At 68.7% G+C, this 20,059-nt stretch carries 22 protein-coding genes; 15 read left to right on the forward strand and 7 right to left on the reverse strand.

Annotated features, from left to right (window positions below):
• Positions 1–131 precede the first annotated feature (131 nt).
• Entirely contained in the window at positions 132–617 is a 486-nt protein-coding gene (locus tag AruCF_RS20875) for an anti-virulence regulator CigR family protein (RefSeq protein WP_049075837.1), read from the forward strand.
• Positions 618–656: 39 nt separating this feature from the next.
• Here the strand turns inward: AruCF_RS20875 and AruCF_RS20880 are convergent, their stop codons facing one another.
• The gene (locus tag AruCF_RS20880) at positions 657–1,286 is read right to left on the reverse strand and encodes a DMP19 family protein (RefSeq protein ID WP_049075839.1); all 630 of its coding nucleotides are present in this window, start codon (positions 1,284–1,286) and stop codon (positions 657–659) included.
• 211 nt (positions 1,287–1,497) lie between these two features.
• Here AruCF_RS20880 and AruCF_RS20885 point away from each other — a divergent pair, with 211 nt between their 5' ends.
• A complete protein-coding gene (locus tag AruCF_RS20885; protein WP_049075841.1) occupies positions 1,498–2,562 on the forward strand; it encodes a M4 family metallopeptidase in 1,065 nt (354 codons plus the stop codon).
• A complete protein-coding gene (locus tag AruCF_RS20890; protein ID WP_049075843.1) occupies positions 2,559–2,894 on the forward strand; it encodes a protealysin inhibitor emfourin in 336 nt (111 codons plus the stop codon). The genes AruCF_RS20885 and AruCF_RS20890 overlap by 4 nt, the downstream gene beginning before the upstream one ends.
• Before the next feature lie 28 nt (positions 2,895–2,922).
• Here AruCF_RS20890 and AruCF_RS20895 read toward each other — a convergent pair whose 3' ends face one another.
• Complete coding sequence (locus tag AruCF_RS20895) at positions 2,923–4,155, reverse strand: MFS transporter (protein WP_049075844.1); 1,233 nt, start codon at positions 4,153–4,155, stop codon at positions 2,923–2,925.
• An 85-nt stretch (positions 4,156–4,240) separates the two neighbouring features.
• On the opposite strand from AruCF_RS20895, the gene AruCF_RS20900 reads away from it, so the two are divergent.
• Positions 4,241–5,026, forward strand: a complete 786-nt coding sequence (locus AruCF_RS20900; protein ID WP_054415299.1) for an AraC family transcriptional regulator — start codon at positions 4,241–4,243, stop codon at positions 5,024–5,026.
• Positions 5,027–5,089: 63 nt separating this feature from the next.
• On the opposite strand, the gene tam is transcribed toward AruCF_RS20900, so the two are convergent.
• Positions 5,090–5,857 (reverse strand): trans-aconitate 2-methyltransferase, encoded by a 768-nt coding sequence (gene tam / locus AruCF_RS20905; protein WP_049075848.1) that lies wholly within the window; start codon positions 5,855–5,857, stop codon positions 5,090–5,092.
• Between the two features lie 148 nt (positions 5,858–6,005).
• Here tam and AruCF_RS20910 point away from each other — a divergent pair, with 148 nt between their 5' ends.
• Positions 6,006–6,719: a serine aminopeptidase domain-containing protein gene (locus AruCF_RS20910; RefSeq protein WP_049075849.1), complete on the forward strand. Its 714-nt coding sequence runs from the start codon at positions 6,006–6,008 to the stop codon at positions 6,717–6,719.
• Between the two features lie 276 nt (positions 6,720–6,995).
• Here the strand turns inward: AruCF_RS20910 and AruCF_RS20915 are convergent, their stop codons facing one another.
• Positions 6,996–7,994: a TerC family protein gene (locus AruCF_RS20915; protein WP_006387384.1), complete on the reverse strand. Its 999-nt coding sequence runs from the start codon at positions 7,992–7,994 to the stop codon at positions 6,996–6,998.
• A 107-nt stretch (positions 7,995–8,101) separates the two neighbouring features.
• Here AruCF_RS20915 and AruCF_RS20920 point away from each other — a divergent pair, with 107 nt between their 5' ends.
• The 3 genes from AruCF_RS20920 (at position 8,102) to AruCF_RS20930 (ending at position 10,138) form a co-directional block, all read left to right on the forward strand.
• A complete protein-coding gene (locus tag AruCF_RS20920; protein WP_049078061.1) occupies positions 8,102–8,995 on the forward strand; it encodes a LysR family transcriptional regulator in 894 nt (297 codons plus the stop codon).
• A gap of 86 nt (positions 8,996–9,081) precedes the next feature.
• A complete protein-coding gene (locus AruCF_RS20925; RefSeq protein ID WP_049075851.1) occupies positions 9,082–9,483 on the forward strand; it encodes a hypothetical protein in 402 nt (133 codons plus the stop codon).
• Between the two features lie 52 nt (positions 9,484–9,535).
• Positions 9,536–10,138, forward strand: a complete 603-nt coding sequence (locus AruCF_RS20930; protein WP_049075853.1) for a hypothetical protein — start codon at positions 9,536–9,538, stop codon at positions 10,136–10,138.
• 121 nt (positions 10,139–10,259) lie between these two features.
• Here the strand turns inward: AruCF_RS20930 and AruCF_RS20935 are convergent, their stop codons facing one another.
• On the reverse strand, positions 10,260–10,661 hold the full coding sequence (locus AruCF_RS20935) for a hypothetical protein (protein WP_049075855.1): 402 nt from the start codon (positions 10,659–10,661) through the stop codon (positions 10,260–10,262).
• 136 nt (positions 10,662–10,797) lie between these two features.
• Here AruCF_RS20935 and AruCF_RS20940 point away from each other — a divergent pair, with 136 nt between their 5' ends.
• From AruCF_RS20940 to AruCF_RS20950, 3 genes are read left to right on the forward strand one after another with little or no spacing between them, the layout of a single operon-like run.
• Positions 10,798–12,135 (forward strand): hypothetical protein, encoded by a 1,338-nt coding sequence (locus AruCF_RS20940; protein ID WP_049075857.1) that lies wholly within the window; start codon positions 10,798–10,800, stop codon positions 12,133–12,135.
• Positions 12,136–12,166: 31 nt separating this feature from the next.
• On the forward strand, positions 12,167–12,754 hold the full coding sequence (locus tag AruCF_RS20945; RefSeq protein WP_049075858.1) for a SanA/YdcF family protein: 588 nt from the start codon (positions 12,167–12,169) through the stop codon (positions 12,752–12,754).
• A gap of 31 nt (positions 12,755–12,785) precedes the next feature.
• Positions 12,786–13,829, forward strand: a complete 1,044-nt coding sequence (locus AruCF_RS20950) for a histone deacetylase family protein (RefSeq protein WP_049075860.1) — start codon at positions 12,786–12,788, stop codon at positions 13,827–13,829.
• A gap of 120 nt (positions 13,830–13,949) precedes the next feature.
• Here AruCF_RS20950 and AruCF_RS20955 read toward each other — a convergent pair whose 3' ends face one another.
• Together AruCF_RS20955 and AruCF_RS20960 are read right to left on the reverse strand one after the other, a co-directional pair.
• Positions 13,950–14,351: a hypothetical protein gene (locus tag AruCF_RS20955; RefSeq protein ID WP_144419162.1), complete on the reverse strand. Its 402-nt coding sequence runs from the start codon at positions 14,349–14,351 to the stop codon at positions 13,950–13,952.
• Positions 14,344–15,678, reverse strand: coding sequence for an MFS transporter (locus tag AruCF_RS20960; RefSeq protein ID WP_049075865.1), 1,335 nt, complete (start codon positions 15,676–15,678; stop codon positions 14,344–14,346). Before AruCF_RS20960 ends, AruCF_RS20955 begins: the two co-directional genes overlap by 8 nt.
• Positions 15,679–15,902: 224 nt before the next feature.
• Between AruCF_RS20960 and cyoA the strand changes: the two genes are divergently transcribed.
• From cyoA to cyoD, 4 genes are all read left to right on the forward strand, one after another.
• Positions 15,903–16,946 carry a ubiquinol oxidase subunit II gene (gene cyoA, locus AruCF_RS20965; protein ID WP_049078063.1) on the forward strand — a complete coding sequence of 348 codons (1,044 nt, stop codon included), beginning with the start codon at positions 15,903–15,905 and terminating at the stop codon, positions 16,944–16,946.
• 80 nt (positions 16,947–17,026) lie between these two features.
• Entirely contained in the window at positions 17,027–19,030 is a 2,004-nt protein-coding gene (gene cyoB, locus AruCF_RS20970) for a cytochrome o ubiquinol oxidase subunit I (RefSeq protein ID WP_049075867.1), read from the forward strand.
• Positions 19,023–19,664 (forward strand): cytochrome o ubiquinol oxidase subunit III, encoded by a 642-nt coding sequence (gene cyoC, locus AruCF_RS20975; RefSeq protein ID WP_049075869.1) that lies wholly within the window; start codon positions 19,023–19,025, stop codon positions 19,662–19,664. The genes cyoB and cyoC overlap by 8 nt, the downstream gene beginning before the upstream one ends.
• Entirely contained in the window at positions 19,661–20,059 is a 399-nt protein-coding gene (gene cyoD / locus AruCF_RS20980; RefSeq protein WP_049075870.1) for a cytochrome o ubiquinol oxidase subunit IV, read from the forward strand. Before cyoC ends, cyoD begins: the two co-directional genes overlap by 4 nt.

Here is a 20,059-nt window from a genome sequence, read left to right on the forward strand (position 1 = left end):
AGCGATTCTAGCCCGAGTCAGCGGCGTGAAAGGTTACGGTTGTTGCAATAGGAAAAACCGCTTGCCAATGGAGATGGTGCGCGTTCCAGCATTACGGTACGCTGCATGGGCCTCCACTCCGGGTTCCCATCATGCGCCGCTCGATCGCCATCTTCGTGACCGCCTTGGCCTGTACCACCCTCCTCGCCCCCGCCTGGTCGGCGCCGCCGGAAAACCGCGGCAAGCCCGATCACGCTGACAACGGCAATGGCAATGGCAACGGCAACAACAAGGGCAATGGCAACAGCGGCGGCAAGAACAAGGGCAACGGCAAGGATGCCGACACCAACGTCAGCGTCACCCTGAGCACCGCGGGCATCAGCATCTCGACCGCGCGCGGCTACGCGGTGCAGGCCGGCGCCACCGGCTATGGTTCCCTGCCGCCCGGCATCCGCAAGAACCTGGCGCGCGGCAAACCGCTGCCCCCGGGCATCGCCAAGAAGATGGTGCCCGGCCCGATGTTGGCCCGGCTGCCGGTGCATCCCGGCTACGAATGGCGCGTGGCCGGCAATGACCTCATCCTGATCGCCATCGCCACCGGCATCGTCGCCGACGTGCTGGCGGGCGTGTTCGACTGAAGTCCCCTGGGCGTGTTCGACTGAAGTCCGCCGGGCGGGCTAATCGTAGTAGGCCAGGCCCAGCCGCGCCAGGTCGTCCGGATAGTCGAAGTAGGCTTCGTCCAGCGCATGCAGGCGCGCCTGCTCGGCCTCGGTCATGGCGCCGTAGATATCGTTCAGTTCGATCACTTCGGGCGCGGCCTCGAAACGATCGACCAGGCCGCGCATGTCCGCCAGGATGGCGCGCGTGCGCGCCGCGCCGATCTTGCCCAGCGCCAGCAGCGCCAACTGGCAGGTCGGATCGCCCCAGTTGCACAGGAACTGCATGAAACCGCCGTTGTTGATGTCGGCTTCCATGCGCCACAGCGCAACCAGCTCCTGCTCACGCTGAGGCAGGCTTTCCAGCTTCCACTCCACCGCCCGCAGCGCCGCCAGCGCGCCCTCGTAATGCGCGTCCCACAACAGGTCGCGCACGTTCAGCATGCCCGCGGCCGAAGGCGCCAGCAGCGCGGGCCACACCACGCCATGGTCGTCGTCCACCAGTTGCCACTGTTCGCGCTCGGCCGGGCTGGCCTTTTCCAGCCGGATATGCCGCCGGATCGGCTCGCGCAACGTGCGGCCGTCGGCCAGCGTCAGCAGGATGTGGGTCTCGGTCAGCGCGAGATGGCGTATGCGGTAGTCGGCGGACATGCGATGTCTCGAAGCGTAAGCGGAAGGAGGCGGGACGCGCTGAAAGATAGCGGATCGCGCCATGGCCGTCGAGCCGCGGCGCGCCCGTTTATCGTTCCTAGCATCAGGCCGCACACTGTTACGCCCGCGCATGGCCTATCTGCTACCGTAAAGCCTGCCCCGGGCCCGGCCCGCGCGCCGTGTCCGCCATGTCTTCACAGGGAGATCGACAATGCCGCGCCCCTCCGCGTCCACGCCCCTGATCGGCGTGATTCCGCCCTATGTCCTGGACCGTCTGGCGCAGCACGCCGATGCGCGTGTCAGCATGCCGGCCGTCAAGACACTCATCATCGACCAGCAGCAGCGCGGATTGCGTGAAATGGCGGCGCGGCCGTCGCGGGCGCAGGTGGCGGCGCCGCGCGCGCCGGCTGCCGTCGGCACGCCGCAACGCGCGGTGCACGACGCGGCCAACACCACCGCCCTGCCCGGCAAGCTGGTGCGCGCCGAAGGCGCGAAGGCCAGCGGCGACGCGGCGGTGGATGAAGCCTACGATCACCTGGGCGCCACCTACAAGCTGTTCCACGATGTCTACCAGCGCGACTCGATCGATGGCGCGGGCCTGCCGCTGGTGGGCAGCGTGCATTACGGCGAAGACTACGACAACGCCTTCTGGAATGGCTCGCAGATGGTGTTCGGCGACGGCGATGGCGAAGTGTTCAACCGCTTCACCGTGGCGGTCGACATCATCGGCCATGAACTGACGCACGGCGTCATCGACAGCGAAGCGGCGCTGGCCTACCAGGGCCAGTCGGGCGCGCTCAACGAATCGCTCTGCGACGTGTTCGGCGCGCTGGTCAAGCAATACGCCCTGGGCCAGGACGCGCGCGAAGCCGACTGGCTGGTGGGCCAGGGCCTGTTCCTGCCGAAAGTGCAGGCCCGCGCCCTGCGTTCGATGGCCGAGCCCGGCAGCGCCTACGACGACCCGGTGCTGGGCAAGGATCCGCAGCCGGCGCACATGAGCGGCTACGTCGATACGCCGCACGACAACGGCGGCGTGCACATCAACTCCGGCATTCCGAACCGCGCCTTCTATCTGGCCGCGACCGCCCTGAAGGGGCCGGCCTGGGAAGTGGCCGGCCGCATCTGGTACGACACGCTGCGCGACAAGCGGCTGCGCCACGATGCCGACTTTGCCGCGTTCGCGCGCCTGACGCTGGACGTGGCCCGCGGCGCGCACGGCGAGGCCGCGCACAAGGCCGTCGCCGGCGCCTGGGCGGCGGTGGGCGTCCAGCCATGATCGACCTGCCGCCGCTCGAACTCGCGCTGCGCGTCAGCCTGACGCGCGAAGGCGGCCTGGCCTACCTGCCCGGGCTGGCGCGCACCCGCAGCATCGACCTGACCTCCTGCCCGCCCGACTTGCGGCAGGAAGTCGGCGAGGCATTGCGGCGCACCGCGCCGCTGGCCTCGCCGGATTGCGCCGCCCAGGGTGGCGACCAGCGCTACTTCCATGTGGAACTGGCATTCCGCGATCCGGCCAGCGGCGATACGGCCAGCCTCACCTTCGACGTGCCGGAAGCGCAGGCGCCCGACATCCTGGTGCGCCTGTGGCGCGCCCAGGCCGGCGGCTAGAAAGCGCCGCTTGCGGCGTGCGCCGGCGTCACTGCGCCGTGCGTCGCGGCGCCTGGGCCGGATGCGCGCGGAACGCGCCGATCTGGATCGCGCGGCCCGCCAGCAGTCCGCAGCCCGCCATCGCCAGGCACAATGCGGCGCACAGCCCGAGCGCCGCGGACCAGCCCCCCAGCCGGTCGTGCAGGGCGCCAACCAGCGCCGGTCCGCTGGCCGCAAACAGGTAGCCGACGCACTGCGCCATGCCCGACAGCGCCGCCGCCTGCTGCGCATGGCTGGCGCGCAGGCCCACGAACATCAGGCCCAGGATGATGCCGCCGCCCGTGCCCAGGCCGAGCAGCACAATCCACAGCGTGGCCCAGCCCGGCGCCACGATCAAGCCGACGAACGCCACCAGCGAGGACAGCGCCGAGCAGAACGCGGCCGCGCGCTGGTCCTTCATGCGCCGCACCACCGGCGCCAGGAACAGCGCCGGCCCGGCCGACATCAACTGCAGCAATCCGTGCAAGGAGCCGGCGCGCTCGGCCGAGTAGCCCGCATCGCGCAGGATCGCCGGCAGCCAGCTCACGCCCACGTAGAACACGAAGGAATTAATGCCCAGGTAAAGCGTCACCTGCCAGGCCAGCGCGGAATGCCACAGCCGGCCGCCATGCGGCGCGTGCGCGGTCGACGCGGCCGGCGGCGTATGGTTGGCCAGTTGCGGCAGCCACAGCAGCACCCCGGCCACGGGAATCACCAGCAGGCACAACGCCGAAACGCGCCAACTGCCGCCCGCCAGGCTGGCCAGCGGCACCGCCAGGGCCGACGCCGCGCCGGCCGCGATGCTCATGGTCAACACATAAGCCGAGGTCAGGCCCGCCACGCGCTGCGGGAAATCGCGCTTGAGCAGACTGGGCAGCAGCACGTTGCCGACGGCGATGCCCGAGCCGATGACCGCCGTGCCGGCATACAGCGCCCAGGCCTGGCCCTGGCTGCGCAGCACGATGCCGCCGCCGATCAGCAGCAGCGCGGCGAACAGCGTGCGCTCCAGGCCATGGCGACGCGCCATGCCGGCCGACACCAGCGAAACGATGGCGAACGCCAGCAGCGGCAACGTAATCAGCATGCCGGCGGCGGTATTCGACAGGCCGAGCTGTTCACGGATCAGGCCGACCAGCGGCGGCATGCCCGTGACCGGCGCGCGCAGCGCCATGGCGATGAAGAGGATGCCCACGACCAGCAGAACGGGGCGTTGAGAAGCGGGGGAGGAAGCGGAAGGAATCATGCCGTCAGCTTAGGCAAAGCCGTCGCTGCTGAATTTCGAGATAATGACAAGATATCCCTAAATTCAGCCAAGGCAGCGCCGCGCCATGTATCCGCCGCACGCCCACAGCCCCTATTTCGATCCCGATACGCCCACGCAATGGACCTACGCCATGCGCGTGGAGGCGGCCCGCAACGAACACGAATCGCCCACCCATCGCCACCGCATGGGCCAGTTGGTGCTGTCGCTGCAAGGCGGGGTGACCAGCTTCGTGCCGCAGGGCCTGTGGATGGTGCCTCCGCGCTGCGGCGTGTGGATCCCCGGCGGCGTGCCGCACAGCAACCGCGTCACCGACAACGGCCGGGTCTGCTTCCTGTTCGTGCCGGCGGACACGCCCGGCTTGCCGACGCAATGCTGCACGCTGGCGATCACGCCGCTGGTGCGGGAAATGGTGGCGCACCTGGCCGACCTGGCGCCGGCCGACACCGCCCTGCCCGCCAACCGCCGTCTGGCCGCCGTGCTGATCGAGCAGTTGACGCGGATGCCGACCGAGCAGTTGCACCTGCCGCTGTCCGACCATCCGCGCCTGCGCGAGATTGCCGCGTCGCTGCGGGCCAATCCCGCCGACCGCAGCACCGCGGCCGAATGGGGCCGGCGCCTGGCCATGAGCGAACGCACGCTGGCGCGCCTGGTGCGCCAGGAGGTCGGCATGAGCTTCGGCCGCTGGCGCCAGCAGATGCATATCGTCATGGCGCTGCAGCGGTTGTCGTCCGGCGTGTCGGTGCAGCGCACCGCCGAAGACCTGGGTTACGAGTCGGTCAGCGCCTTCATCACCATGTTCCGCAAGACGCTGGGGCAGACGCCGGCGCGCTACTTCGCCGACAAGGCCTAGGGCCACGGTTGCCCTGGAAAGACGCGGCGCCACGCGGCGGCGCGGCGGACCGGGCGCGCCGCTTCAGTCCTTGGGACCTGCCACCAGGAACAGCCGCGGGAACGGCAACAGCACGGTGCCATCGGCCAACGCGGGATAGGCGCGCGCAATCTCGTCCCGATAGCGCGCCAGGAACGCCGCCTGTTCATCAGCGTCCAGCTTGTTCAGATAGGGCCGCAGCGCCGTGCCCTTGAACCATTCCACCACCGCCTGCGCGCCGGCCAGCGGGTGCATGTAGGTCGTGCGCCACACGTCCAGGCGGCCGCAATGCGGCTTGAGCAGCTCGTAGTACCAGGCGGCGCTGTGGCGCGGCGGGTGCTTGACGCCGCCGATCCTCGCGGCCCAGGGGCCGTCGGCGGCGACCTGGCGCGCCAGCTTGTGGGCCGGCTCTTCCAGGTTGTCGGGCGTCTGCACCGCCAGGCTGCCGCCCGGCGCCAGCTTGCCCACCAGGCGCGGATAGAGGGTCGCGTGGTCCGGCACCCACTGCAGCGCGGCGTTGGCCAGGATCACGTCGTACTGGCGCGGCGGATTCCAGGTTTCGATGTCGGCCAGTTCGAACGCGATCGACGGCAGGCGCTTGCGCGCCGCCTGCACCATGTCGTCGGAGCTGTCCATGCCGGTCACGTCGGCCTGCGGGTAGCGGGCGGCCAGCACCTCGGTGGAGTTGCCGGGGCCGCAGCCCAGATCCACCGCGTGGCCGACCTGTTCGTTCGGCAGAGCGGCAACCAGGTCGCGCACCGGGCGGGTGCGTTCGTTTTCAAAGGCGGAATACTGTTTGGCGGACCAGGTCATGGCGGCTCCTTGCGTGGGTCTGGGTACGTTCCGCACTCTACGCCGCGTCATTCCATATGACAAATATATATAGGGCTACACATTCATATTTACTGGATATGCCGACACCCTGTCAGAATGCGACCATTCCCCATCCGGAACTTGATGAATGCCTCCGCAACTGGTCCTGTTGCCCGGCATGGACGGCACCGGCGATCTGTTTGATCCGCTGCTGTCCGCGCTGCCCCCCGCGCCGCCGCCCATGGTGCTGCGCTATCCCGCCCGCGAGCCGCTCGGTTACCCCGCGCTCGAACAGCGCGTGCGCCAGGCCCTGCCCGCGCAGGCGCCCTTCGTGCTGCTGGCCGAATCCTTCTCGGGACCGCTGGGCGCCGCCATCGCCGCCGCGCCGCCGCCAAACCTGCGCGGCCTGATCCTGTGCGCCTCGTTCGTGCGCGCGCCGCATCCCCGGCTGGGCCTGGCGCGGCCGCTGGCCAACTGGCTGCCGGTCACACTGCTGCCGCGCGCGGTCCTGCATCACCTGTTGCTGGGCGCCCATGGCACGCCGGCGCTGCGCGCCGCGCTGGACCGGGCCGTCGCGCAGGTGGCGCCCGCCGTCATGCGGGCCCGCCTCCAGGCCGTGATGGCCGCCGACCAACGCGCGGCATGTGCCGGCGTGCGCCTGCCGCTGCTGTACCTGCAGGCGCGCCACGACCGCGTGGTGCCTCCCGCCGCCGCCGCGCTGGTCAGGCAATTGGCGCCGCAGACCCTCCTGGTCGACATCGACGCGCCGCACTGCCTGTTGCAGGCCGCGCCCGAGGCCGCCGCCGCGGCCATCATCGGCTTCATGCGCACGCTTGATCCGGCCCCCGCCGCCGACGTGTGAGCAAGACGACCCACGCCGCGCCTTCGGCTTCCCGCCCCCCGAGGGGGCTTTTTCATCTTGAGGCGGCTCGGCGATGAAAAGGGCCCCCACGCCGCGCCTTCGGCTTGCTGCCCCCGAGGGGGCTTTTTTCATCTTGAGGCGGCTCGGCGATGAAAAAGGGCCCCCACGCCGCGCCTTCGGCTTGCTGCCCCCCGAGGGGGCTTTTTTCATCTTGAGGCGGCTCGGCGATGAAAAAGGGCCCGCCATGGGCGGGCCCCTCACACGCGCCGTACGCGCTTACTCGGTCTTCAGCTCAGGTTGCGACGCCCCCGAGCGCGTCTTCCACAGGGAGAACAGCACGCCGCCGCCGATCAGGCCGAAGGTCACCGACAGCGACACCACGGCGGGAATCTTGCCGATGAAGCCGACCAGGAAGATCTTCGTGCCGATGAACACCAGTACCAGCGACAGCGCGTACTTCAGGTAGTGGAAGCGATGGATCATCGCCGCCAGCGCGAAGTACAGCGCGCGCAGGCCCAGGATCGCGAAGATGTTGCTGGTGTACACGATGAACGGGTCGGTGGTGATGGCGAAGATCGCCGGCACCGAGTCCACCGCGAACAACAGATCCACGAACTCGATCAGCACCAGGGCCAGGAACAGCGGCGTGGCCCAGCGCACCGTCTTGCCGGTGGCCGCATCCGGCTCGCGCACCCAGAAGGCGTTGCCGCGCAGGCCATCGGTCACGCGCATGCGGCGCTTGAGGAACTTCAGGATCGGGTTGGTGGCGATGTCCGGCTCCTGGTCGGCGATCATCCACATCTTGATGCCGGTGAACACCAGGAACGCGCCGAACAGATACATCAACCAGCCGAAGTTGCTGACCAGCGCGGCGCCCAGGCCGATCATGATGGCGCGCAGCACGATCACTCCCAGGATGCCCCAGAACAGCACGCGGTGCTGGAACTGGCGCGGGATGGCGAAGAAACTGAAGATCAGCGCGATCACGAACACATTGTCCAGCGACAGCGATTTCTCGATCAGGAAGCCCGTGTAGTAGGCCATGCCGCTGGCCGGGCCCATCTGCCACCAGACCCAGCCGCCGAACAGCAACGCGGCCGAAATGTAACCCGCCGACAGCAACAGGCTTTCGCGCACGCCGATCTCGCGGTCTTCCTTGTGCAGCACGCCCAGGTCGAAGACCAGCAGGGAGATGACGATGCCGATGAACAGCAGCCAGCTCCAGGCCGGCGTGCCGGCGAAGTCGGCTTGTAGAAATGAGAGCAAGGCTTCCATGATGTTCCCGCTTGTGTGTGAAGGCCCTCATGATCCGGATCCCGGGCCGATGGAGAAATCAGCCTGAAAGTGAGTTATGGTTCGAAAAAACCGAAGTGAACATCGCCATGCTCAATTACCGCCACCTGTATTACTTCTGGATGGTCGCCAAGGAAGGCGGCTTCTCGCGCGCCGCCGAGCGCCTCGACATGGCCATCCAGACCATCAGCGCCCAGGTGCGCGAACTGGAGAAGAACCTGGGCCACCAGTTGCTGCGTCCGGCCGGGCGCGGGGTGGCCCTGACCGACGCCGGCCAGGCCGCCTTCGCCCGCGCCGAGGAGATCTTCCAGATCGGCCAGGAACTGCCGCAGGAAGTCCGCGCCGCCGCCACCAAGCCGGTGATCCGCCTGTCGGTGGGCCTGTCGGACGGCATCTCCAAGCTGGCCGCGCACGCGCTGCTGGGGCCGGTGCTGGACACCCCGGACCTGCGCCTGACCTGCCACGAGGGCGAGGTCGAGGAACTGCTGGGCGAACTGGCGCGCCACCACCTGGACCTGGTGCTGGCCGGCCAGGGCGCGCCCGCCAACCCCAACCTGCGCCTGACCAGCGATCGGCTGGTGTCCTCGCCGGTCGATTGGTACGGCCCGGCGCGGCTGGTGCGCAAGGCCGACACGCAGGACTTCCCCCGCTGCCTGGAGCGCCTGCCGGTGTTGCTGCCGACCGGCCATTCGGTGCTGCGCCAGACGCTGGACCGGTGGTTCAATGAACAGGACCTGCGGCCCAACGTGGTCGGCGAGTTCGAGGACAGCGCGCTGATGTCGGTGTTCGCCGCGCGCGGCCTGGGCGTGTTCCCACTCAGCCGCCTGGGCGGCGACGACGTCGGCCTGCTGCGCGGCCTGCGGCCGCTGGCGCGCTGCGACAGCGTGCACGAGGAAATCCACGGCATCCGCAACCGGCGCGGGCAGCACCACCCGCTGGTGCAGCAGATACTGGCGCATGCCAAGACTTCGGTTTTTTCTTAATGATTGTCACAAAGACGCTGGTTTTTCAGAATCCGTTTCCGCTCTATCGTGGCGTTTCTTTCCTGAATCACCGGAGTACCGCAACAATGAAGAAAATCATCTGGATCGCTTTCGCCGTCCTGGCCGCGTTATGGACGGGCCTGGTGGCGCTGACGCTGCAGCTGGCGGACTGGGTGCTGGCGACCATCGCCTCCACCCAGGTGCCGGGCGCCGCCGCGATCGGCTCGGCGCAGTGGCAGGCGCCCGCGTGGGCGGCCCCCTGGGTCGACGCCAGCCTGATCCAGTCGCTGCAGTCGGGGCTGGTGTGGCTGGTGGACCTGCTGAACCAGGTCCTGCCCGCGGCCGGCAGCCTGGGCACCTGGATCGCGGTGCTGGGCTGGCTGTTCTGGGGCTTCATCATGGCCGCCCTGCTGATCCTGGCGCTGATCCTGCACTGGCTGGCCGGCAAGCGCCCGCAGGGCGACGGCCCCGGCCGCCAAGTGGTGTAATAAGGCAGGCAACGCGGCGTCCCGGCGCGCTGCCTCCTGACAGGAGCGTACCGTGCCGTCCCGACTATTCCGCGCCGCCATCCTGCCCGCCGCCGTCCTGGCGGCGGCGTCCGCGCAAGCAAGCACACCGCCCTATGGCGTCGAGGTGTGCACGCTGACCGGCACGTCCGGGCAGTACAGCGTGCGGGTCCGCAACACCGGCTCGGCGCCGCTGGCGCGCGCCGAGGTCACCGGCGTGCGGCTGGATGCGGGCGGCCAGGCGCGCGACAACATCACGGTCGGCCTCGGCGCCATCCCGCCCGGCCGCTACGAAACGGCGATCCTGGCCCGCCATGGCGAATCGGCGGCGCTCGTCAGCATCGCCACCTACCAATCCGTCAATGGCGCCGAGACCCGGCAAGAGGAGTTGTTCGCCGGCAAGGTCGCGCACGTCTCGCCTGGCTCGGCGCTGCAATACACGCTCGCGCCGCTGGCGGTGCGCGGTTGGACGGTGGCCTATGGCGGCCCCAACGCACCCATTCTGGCTCCCGGCAGCGCCGTGCTGCTGGCCTACCCCGCGCGCAGCGGCAAGAAGCTGGACACCCGGCCGGAAGCGGGCCGCGCGCCGGCCATGGTCACCCCGCTCAAGCCCTGCCCGGTGCCGCGCGGACACTGAACGGCGCCCGCCGCGATAGCCCCCCCGCCCGGCGGCGGCCGCCGGCAAGGGCGCGGGCATCCGCGTGGCGCCATGGCGTCATGGGGTGGACGTTGCGCGGGCGTGGCGAGGGCACAGCCCCTTAAGTGCCGTGCAGCAGGTCGCGCTCGTTCAGCAGCGCATAGACGATCTCGGGCCGGTTGTCGAAGCCGCGGCGGATGGCGGCGGGAATCGAGGTGCGCGTCTTGCGGCACAGGCCGGGCTGGTCGTCGAGCTGGATGGCGATGCCGCGCGAGGTGCGCACCTCGTTGTCGCTGGGAACGATGCGCACCACGATGCCCAACTGCGCCTGCATGCGGCCCTGCATGGCACGCAGGTCTTCCAGGCTGGCGATGTTCTCCAGCCGCGCCACCAGGCGCTTTTCCTCTTCCTTGGTGAGCCGCAGGATGCGCACGTCCGCCGCCGGATCGGCCAGCAGCCGTTCGCGGTCGCACATACAGGCGCCCGGCGGGCATTCTTGTCGGATGGGGAACGGAAGGTTCATGGCACGCGCATCGCAAGCTATCCGATGATTCTACCCAGGAACTTCCGGCCGCCGCGACCCTCTGCCCGGCCCGCGCGCGGCGCCGCCGCTCGGGCATAATGCGCCGAGAAGAAATCCGGGAGGCGCTTCCTTGAAAATGTTCCTGCTCGCGGCGGTGCTGGCCGGCTTCAGCGCCGGCGCGCTGGCCCGTGACCATGCCTACGACATCAAGCCGGGCCTGCGGGCGGTGGTGAACATCGACGGTGCCGCGGAGCAACGCGTCAGCGCGCGCGTCGGCAAGGGCGCCCCGCAAGCGCTTGCCCGCCTGGACGACGAGACGGTCGACGTGTTCGAGACGCCCGACATCGACCACGACGGCTATCGCGACCTGGTCATCGGGCAAAGCGGCGGCGCGGGCCAGGTCCATGCCCGGCTGTTCCTGTACCGTCCCCAGGAGCGCCGGTTCCAGGAAATCGTCCACCCGGCGCCCGACGCCAGCCCGTGCCACCGCTTCGTCAATCCGGTATTCGACGCCAGGCGGGCGGCGTTCACGACGGGCTGCCGCTATGGCGCCGATCGCAACGGCACCGAAGACTACGCGCTGCGCGCCGACGGCACGGCGCGGCCGCTGCGGTGGACCACCCAGGCCCTGTTCGACCTGGAGGACACGGCCTTCGACCTGACCTACGGCTTCCATGAAGACGGCACGGTGGCGGACATCGCGATCGACGGCGACGGCTGGCCGCTGGACGGCGACGGCACGGTGCCCTTCGACCGGCTCGACCTGTACGACGCGCCCGACGTGCAGGCGCTGTCGGCGCGGGCCGCCAAGGCCGGCGACCGGCTCGACATCGTCGCGCTGCGGCCGCACTGGCTGCAGGTCCGCCTCGCCGGCGCGGACGCGGATGCGCCGGCCAAGTGGGTCCGCTACGCCGACCTGCTGATCGACAAGCACCGCTATGCCCCGCCGCAACGCCCGCCCGCCAGCGGCCTGGCGCTGTCGGTGTTCGGCCACCTCGGCACCACGCTGTACGAAGCCGCCGGGCGCTTCACGCTGCACGTGAGCAATCTCGGCCCCGGTTCGGTGCGCCTGCAATCGCCGCGCGTCTGGCTGCTGTTCATCGACTCACAGGACCGCCGCACGCTGCAACCCCTGTACCAGCGTCCCGCGGTGACGCTGGCCGCGCCCGCCGAAAAGGACGCCGCCGCGCCGCCCCGGCCCGCGTACGGCGACAGCGCGGCGCGGCCCGCCCCGCCCGCGACGGCGCCCCATGTCGCCCAATGGGCCGACGACCCGGTGCTGTGGCGCCAGGATGACCGTGGCGACTTCGGCTACCGCGTCAGCGCCAGCAACGGCCAATACGTGCCGTTCTTCCCCGACCTGGCGCCGGGCCGCTACCGCCTGGTGGTGGTGCTGACCGACCCAGCCGCCGCGACCGGGCCGGTCTACTCGAACGCCATCGAGGTCGACCTGCCCTTCCCCAAACGGCAATGATCCCGGCCCCGCGCCGCCGCCGCCCGCAGGCATGACCGCCCCCGCCTCCCATTGGCGCCGCCGCGCCCGCGCCATCGGCGCGGGCCTGTGCGCGGCCGTCCTGCTGGCCGCCTGCGCCCTGATCGCCGCCGGCTTGCTGGCGGACGGTCCCGAGGCCGACGTCGCGGTGGTGCTGGGCAACACCGTGGCGCCCGATGGCCGCCCGTCGCCGCGCCTGGCCGCCCGGCTCGATCGCGCCTACGATTGCTACGCCGCCGCGCGCTGCCGCGTGCTGTTCGTCAGCGGCGGCGTCGATCCGGCCGGCCACGATGAAGCGGCGGTGATGCGCGACTACCTGATCGCGCGCGGCGTGCCGGCCGGCCGGGTGGTGGCCGACAGTCTCGGCAACGACACCTGGGCCACCGCCACCCACGCCAGCGCCTATATGCGCGAACATGGCTACGCCAGCGCCATGGCCATCACGCAGTACTTCCACGTGCCGCGCACCATGCTGGCGCTCAGGCGCCACGGCGTGCAACAGGTCGGCGGCGCCTCCCCCCGCTACGCCGAGGCGCGCGACCTGTATTCGATCCTGCGCGAGCTGCCGGCCATCGCCTGGTACGCACTGCGGCCGCTATAGTTTCCCTTCCTCTCTTTCCACAGACGCTACCGTGCTTATCTTCCACAATCCCGTCCACGGCAAACACGATGGCCGCCAGGAAATGTTCCGCGGCAGGCTGGTGCCCTGTCACGAGACCCCGGCCCGGCTCGAATACGTGCTGGACGCCCTGCGCGAGCGCGGCATCGGCACGCTGCGGGCGCCGGCCGCGCCCGACCTGGACCTGATCCGCCGCGTGCACAGCCCGCGCTACGTCGACTTCCTGCAACGCGCCTGGGCCGACTGGATCGCGCTGGACCCGGCCAACGCCGAGCTCGACATCCTGCCGTCGGTATGGCCGGTGCGCGGCTTCCGCCACGACATCGCGCCCAGCAATTTCGCCGCGCGCGTCGGCCTGTTCTCGTTCGACAGCGGCAGCCCGCTGACGTCGGGCACCTGGGAAGCCGCCGCCGCCGGCGCGGCCTGCGCCATCGACGCCGCGCGCGCGGTCGCGGGCGGTCACGGTCCGCGCGCCGCCATGGCGCTGACGCGCCCGCCCGGCCATCACGCCGGCGCCGACTTCTTCGGCGGCTACTGCTTCCTGAACAACGCCGCCCTGGCGGCGCAGGCGCTGCGCGAGGCCGGCGCCGAGCGCGTCGCGGTGCTGGACATCGACTACCACCACGGCAACGGCACGCAGAGCATCTTCTACGAGCGCGGCGACGTGCTGACCGTGTCGGTGCATGGCGACCCGACCACCGAATATCCCTTCTTCCTGGGTTATGCGGACGAACCCGGCCAGGGCGCCGGCCTGGGCGCCAACCTGAACCTGCCGCTGGCGGCGGGCACCGACTTCGCCGGCTGGACCGAGGCGCTGGAACAGGGCCTGGCCGCCATCGGCCGCTTCCAGCCGGACGCGCTGGTGATCGCGCTGGGCGTGGACACCTACGAAGGCGATCCGATCTCGAAATTCAAGCTGCGCAGCGCCGACTATCTGCGGGTGGGCGCGCGGCTGGCCCGGCTGGGCCTGCCCACGGTGTTCACCATGGAAGGCGGCTACGCGGTGGCCGAGGTCGGCACCAACGTCGCCAATGTGCTGGAAGGCTACGCCGGCTGAGTGGACGCGGCCAGATGGCAGGGTCGCCGGCGTTGACTGGCGCGACGCGGGCGGACGGCCCGGACCGGCGGGTCCGCGTCACGCCTGCCGCGCCCTCGGGCGCGGCGGCCTTTTCCGGGATCAGGCGCCGCGCGTCCCGCGCCGCCACCACAGCGCCTCGCACAGCCACAGCAAGGGCCAGGCGAGCAACAGTCCGACCAGCAAGGTCGGCAGCCACGGCGCGGCCGCGGGCGGCGTGCCGCCTTGCAGCCAGGCCGGGCTGTAGAGCAGGAAACCGGAGACGAAGCCGCGCGACCAGATATCGCGAAAGCCCGCGCCACGGCCCAGCGCCGCGGCCAGCATGCATACGATGACGAAGAACGCGTCGCCCGCGGCGCGATACCAGGCCGGAATGACCTGCGGATCCAGCGGCCGATACATGGCGATGGCGACCAGCAACGCGCCCAGCACCAGGGCGCGCGCCCAATTGAACGAAATCCCCGTGTCGCTACCGCGTATTGGCGTCCTCTTCCCGTCAGTCACGCGTTTCCAGCGCCTTGTTGATGCGCAGCGCCAGCAGCGTGCAGGCGGTGCCCGACAGCAGGTAGATGCTGACCGCCACCAGGCCGAAGCGTGCCGACAACCCCAACGCCACCAGCGGCGCGAAGGCCGCGCCAACCAGCCAGGCCATGTCGGTGGTCAATGCGGCGCCGGTATAGCGAAAGCGCTTGGTGAAGTTGGCCGTGACGGTGCCCGACGCCTGGCCGTACGACAGCCCCAGCAGCGCGAAGCCGATCAGGATGAACGCGTCCTGCGCCTTGGGACTGCCGCCCAGCAGCCACGGCGTGAACAGCGCGAACACGCCGATCAGCGCGGCCAGCAGGCCCAGCGTGGTGCGCCGGCCGATGCGGTCGGCGATCCAGCCCGAGGCGATGGTGCCCAGGATGCCCACGCCCGCGCCGATGATCTGCACGATCAGCACATCGGAGATCTGCTGCGTGGCGCTGACCGCGATCCACGACAGCGGGAACACCGTCACCAGGTGGAACAGCGCATAGCTGGCCAGCGCCGCGAACGCGCCCAGGAACAGGTTGTAACCCTGCTCGCGCACCATCTGCGTGGTGCTGATGGGTTCCAGTTCGCCTTCTTCGAGCAGTTGCGTGTATTCCTCGGTCAGCACCAGCCGCAGCCGCGCGAACAGCGCCACCACGTTGATGGCGAAGGCGACGAAGAACGGATAGCGCCAGCCCCAGTCGAGAAAGTCGGCCTCGGTCAGCGTCAGGTGCAGGAACAGGAACAGCGCGCTGGCGATCATGAAGCCGATGGGCGCGCCCAACTGGCCCAGCATCGCGTACCAGCCGCGGCGCTGGGGCGGCGCGTTCAGGGCCAGCAAGGACGGCAGTCCGTCCCAGGAGCCGCCGAAGGCCAGCCCCTGCAGGCAACGGAACACCGCCAGCAGCACGATGGCATGCGAGCCGATGACGTTATAGCCCGGCAGAAAAGCCATGCCGACCGTGGCGGTGCCCAGCAGGAACAGCGCGATGGTGAGCTTGGTGCCGCGCCCCCAGCGCCGCTGGATCGCCATCGACACCGCCGTGCCGATGGGACGCGCGATGAACGCGAACGAGAAGATGACGAATGCCCACAGCGTGCCCTCAAGCTGCGGTTCGAACGGGAAGAACACCCGTGGAAACACCAGCACGCAGGCGATGCCGAAGACGAAGAAGTCGAAGTATTCGGAGGCGCGTCCGATGACGACCCCCACGGCGATTTCGCCCGGCGCCACCTTGGCGTGGCTGGCCGCGCCCCCTGTCGCGCCCGGACCGGGCAAGGGGGAGGCATGACCGGGATACTGCGTGGTGGTCGCCATGTGAGTGCTCGCTGAAAGGAGGTTTTGAAAAACGCCTTGTCTACGCTTTTTGCAACACACTCGTACACACATGCGCCAAGGCCCCGTGGACCGCGGCGCGATCTCGCCCGGCCCTGCCCCGCCCGCCTTTCCGTGCATACTTTTGCTCTTTTTACCCTAGATTTTTCGCGGCTTCCAGCGTAGTGTTGCGTTTAACTCCCACGGTTACGTTTCGGGGTATGGCCATGCCGTCTTTCCCAAGGCTCCGCGGATTGTTGCTGTTCGCCGCCCTGCCGTTGCTCTCCGGATGCAATGCGGTATTGCTCTCGCCGTCCGGTGACATCGCGCTGCAGCAGCGCAACCTGATCATCATCTCCACCGGCCTGATGCTGCTGATCATCGTGCCGGTGATCTTCCTGACTTTCCTGTTCGCGTGGCGCTATCGCGCCAGCAACCGCGACGCGCACTACGATCCCGACTGGAACCACTCCACCATGCTGGAGCTGCTGATCTGGGCGGCGCCGCTGCTGATCATCATCGCGCTCGGCGCGCTCACCTGGGTCAGCACCCACCAGCTCGATCCCTACCGGCCGCTGGCGCGCCTGTCCGAAGGCCGCGAGGTGCCGGCCGGCACCAAGCCGCTGGTGGTCGAAGTGGTGGCGCTGGACTGGAAGTGGCTGTTTCTCTACCCCGAACAGGGCGTGGCCGCGGTCAATGAAATGGCCGCGCCGGTCGACCGCCCGATCCAGTTCAAGATCACCTCGTCCACGGTGATGAACTCCTTCTTCATCCCGGCGCTGGCCGGCCAGATCTACGCCATGCCGGGCATGCAGACGACGCTGCACGCGGTCATCAACCACCCCGGCGAATACGAGGGCCTGTCGGCCAACTACAGCGGCGCGGGCTTTTCCGGCATGCGCTTCCGCTTCCACGGCCTGGACCAGCAGGGCTTCGACAAGTGGATCGCCGACGCCCGCGCCTCCGGCGCCGCGCTTGGCCGCGACACCTACCTGAAACTGGAGCAGCCCAGCGAACGCAACCCGGTGCAGCGCTACGCCAGCGTCGCGCCCGGCCTGTTCGACGCCATCGTCAACCGCTGCGTGGAACCGAACCGCATGTGCATGAAGGACGCCATGGCGATCGACGCCGGCGGCGGCATGGGCATTCCCGGCGCGCGCAACATCGCCAGCCTGGACGAGGCCACGCGCGAGCGCCTGGGCCTGGCCGATACGCCGCCGCGCAAGTATGTCGGCGCCATGTGCACCTCGGCGGCGGAGTTGGCGCTGTAGCCCACACGGCCGCGCCGGCGCAGCGTCGCATCGCGTGAAATCAAGGTCTTCCCCCTGGAAACCGAGCCCTGGAAACCGAGATGACTGATCAACCAGACCTCACCAAGCTGATCTTCGGTCGCCTGACCTGGGACGCCATCCCCTTCCACGAGCCGATCCTGCTGGCCACCTTCGCCATGGTGGCGATCGGCGGCATCGTGGTGCTGGGCGGCATCACCTACTACCGCAAGTGGGGCTACCTGTGGCGCGAGTGGTTCACCAGCATCGACCACAAGAAGATCGGCATCATGTACATGATCCTGGGCCTGGTGATGCTGCTGCGCGGCTTCGCCGACGCCATCATGATGCGGCTGCAGCAGGCTGTGGCTTTCGGCGATTCCACCGGCTACCTGCCGCCGCACCACTACGACCAGATCTTCACCGCGCACGGCGTCATCATGATCTTCTTCGTGGCCATGCCGCTGGTCACGGGGTTGATGAACTACGTGGTGCCGCTGCAGATCGGCGCGCGCGACGTGGCCTTTCCGTTCCTGAACAACTTCAGCTTCTGGATGACCACCGGCGGCGTGGTGCTGGTGATGATGTCGCTGTTCGTCGGCGAGTTCGCCCGCACCGGCTGGCTGGCGTATCCGCCTTTATCGGGCATCGCGCAGAGTCCGGACGTGGGGGTCGACTACTACATATGGGCCTTGCAGATCGCGGGGGTCGGCACATTGCTGTCCGGGGTGAACCTGCTGGTCACCATCGTCAAGATGCGCGCGCCCGGCATGTCGCTGATGCGCATGCCGATCTTCACCTGGACCGCGCTGTGCACCAACGTGCTGATCGTGGCGGCGTTCCCGGTGCTGACGGCGGTGCTGGCGCTGCTGTCGATGGACCGCTACGTCGGCACCAACTTCTTTACGGCCGACTTTGGCGGCAACGCCATGATGTACGTGAACCTGATCTGGATCTGGGGCCACCCCGAGGTCTACATTTTGATCCTGCCGGCCTTCGGCATCTTCTCGGAGGTGGTCGCCACCTTCTGCCGCAAGCGCCTGTTCGGCTACGCATCGATGGTGTACGCCACGGTCGTGATCACGGTGCTGTCGTACCTGGTTTGGCTGCACCACTTCTTCACCATGGGGTCCGGGGCCAGCGTGAACTCGTTCTTCGGGATCACCACCATGATCATCTCGATCCCGACCGGCGCCAAGATCTTCAACTGGCTGTTCACCATGTACCGCGGCCGCATCCGCTTCGAAGTGCCGATGCTGTGGACGCTGGGCTTCATGGTCACCTTCGTGATCGGCGGCATGACGGGCGTGCTGCTGGCGGTGCCGCCGGCCGACTTCGCGCTGCACAACAGCCTGTTCCTGATCGCCCACTTCCACAACGTCATCATCGGCGGCGTGCTGTTCGGGCTGATGGCCGGCATCACCTACTGGTTCCCCAAGGCCTTCGGCTACAAGCTCGATCCGTTCTGGGGCAAGTGCTCGTTCTGGTTCTGGCTGGTGGGCTTCTACTTCGCCTTCATGCCGCTGTACGTGCTGGGCCTGATGGGCGTGACGCGCCGCGTCAACCATTTCCAGGACATGTCGCTGCAGATCTGGTTCCAGGTGGCCGCGTTCGGCGCCTTCCTGATCGCCATCGGCATCGCCTGCTTCCTGATCCAGCTGGTGGTGAGCTACCGCCGCCGCGAATCGCTGCGCGACTTCACCGGCGACCCGTGGGACGGCCGCACGCTGGAATGGTCCACCTCCTCGCCGCCGCCCAATTACAACTTCGCCTTCACGCCGCGCGTGCATGACCAGGATGCCTGGTGGCAGATGAAGCAGCACGGCTACCAGCGCCCGCAGGCCGGCTTCATTCCCATCCACATGCCCAAGAATACCTGGGCCGGCATCGTGCTGGCGGCCATCAGCGTGGTGATGGGCTTCGCGCTGATCTGGCACATGTGGCCGCTGGCGGTGCTGTCGTTCGCCGCGCTGATCGTCGTGTCCATCGTCCATACCTTCAACTACAAGCGCGAGTACTACGTGCCGGCCGACGAGGTCGTGCGCACGGAGGACGCCCGCACCCACCTGTTGGCGAAACATGTCTGATACCCTGGCTCCCCCCCTGCACGGCGGCGCCGCGCCGCCCGCCGAGCCCGTGTTCCACGTGGCCGGCGAACACCACCCGAAGAACGGCACGCTGCTGGGCTTCTGGGTGTACCTGATGAGCGATTGCCTCATCTTCGCCTGCCTGTTCGCCACCTACGGCGTGCTGGGGCGCAACTACGCCGCCGGCCCGTCCGGCGCCGACCTGTTCGACCTGCCGCTGGTGGCGGTCAATACCTCGCTGCTGCTGCTGTCGTCCATCACCTACGGCTTCGCCATGCTGGAGATGCGGCGCAACCGGGTCGGCGCCACACAGGGCTGGCTGGCGGTCACCGGCCTGCTGGGACTGGGCTTCCTGTCGCTGGAACTGTATGAGTTCGCGCACCTGATTCACATCGGCGCCGGGCCGCAGCGCAGCGCCTTCCTGTCGTCGTTCTTCACCCTGGTGGGCACGCACGGGCTGCACGTCACGTTCGGCATCGTCTGGCTGGTGACGATGATGGTGCAGGTGCGCATGCACGGCCTGATCCCCGAGAACCGCCGCCGGCTGATGTGCCTGTCGATGTTCTGGCACTTCCTGGACCTGATCTGGGTCGGCGTGTTCACCTTTGTCTACCTGATGGGAGTGCTGCCATGAACGCCCATGCCGACCACGCCGGCCACGGCCACGATCACGGCCATCACGACGATGACGACGGCGCCGCCCATGGCACCCTGAAAAGCTACGTCACCGGCTTCCTCCTGGCGGCCATCCTGACCGCGATCCCGTTCTGGCTGGTGATGGACCGGGTGTTCGAAAGCTCGCGCACCACGGCGCTGATCATCCTGGCGTTCGCGGCGGTGCAGATCGTGGTGCACATCATCTATTTCCTGCACATGGATGCCAAGTCCGAAAGCGGCTGGAACATGTTGGCGTTAATATTCACGCTGGTGCTGGTCGTGATCACGCTCAGCGGATCCATCTGGATCATGTACCACTTGAACTCCAACATGATGCCCATGTCGATCCACGACATGCGGAATATGCCCTGA

This window comes from Achromobacter ruhlandii (assembly GCF_002082135.1).
Lineage (GTDB): Bacteria > Pseudomonadota > Gammaproteobacteria > Burkholderiales > Burkholderiaceae_B > Achromobacter > Achromobacter ruhlandii.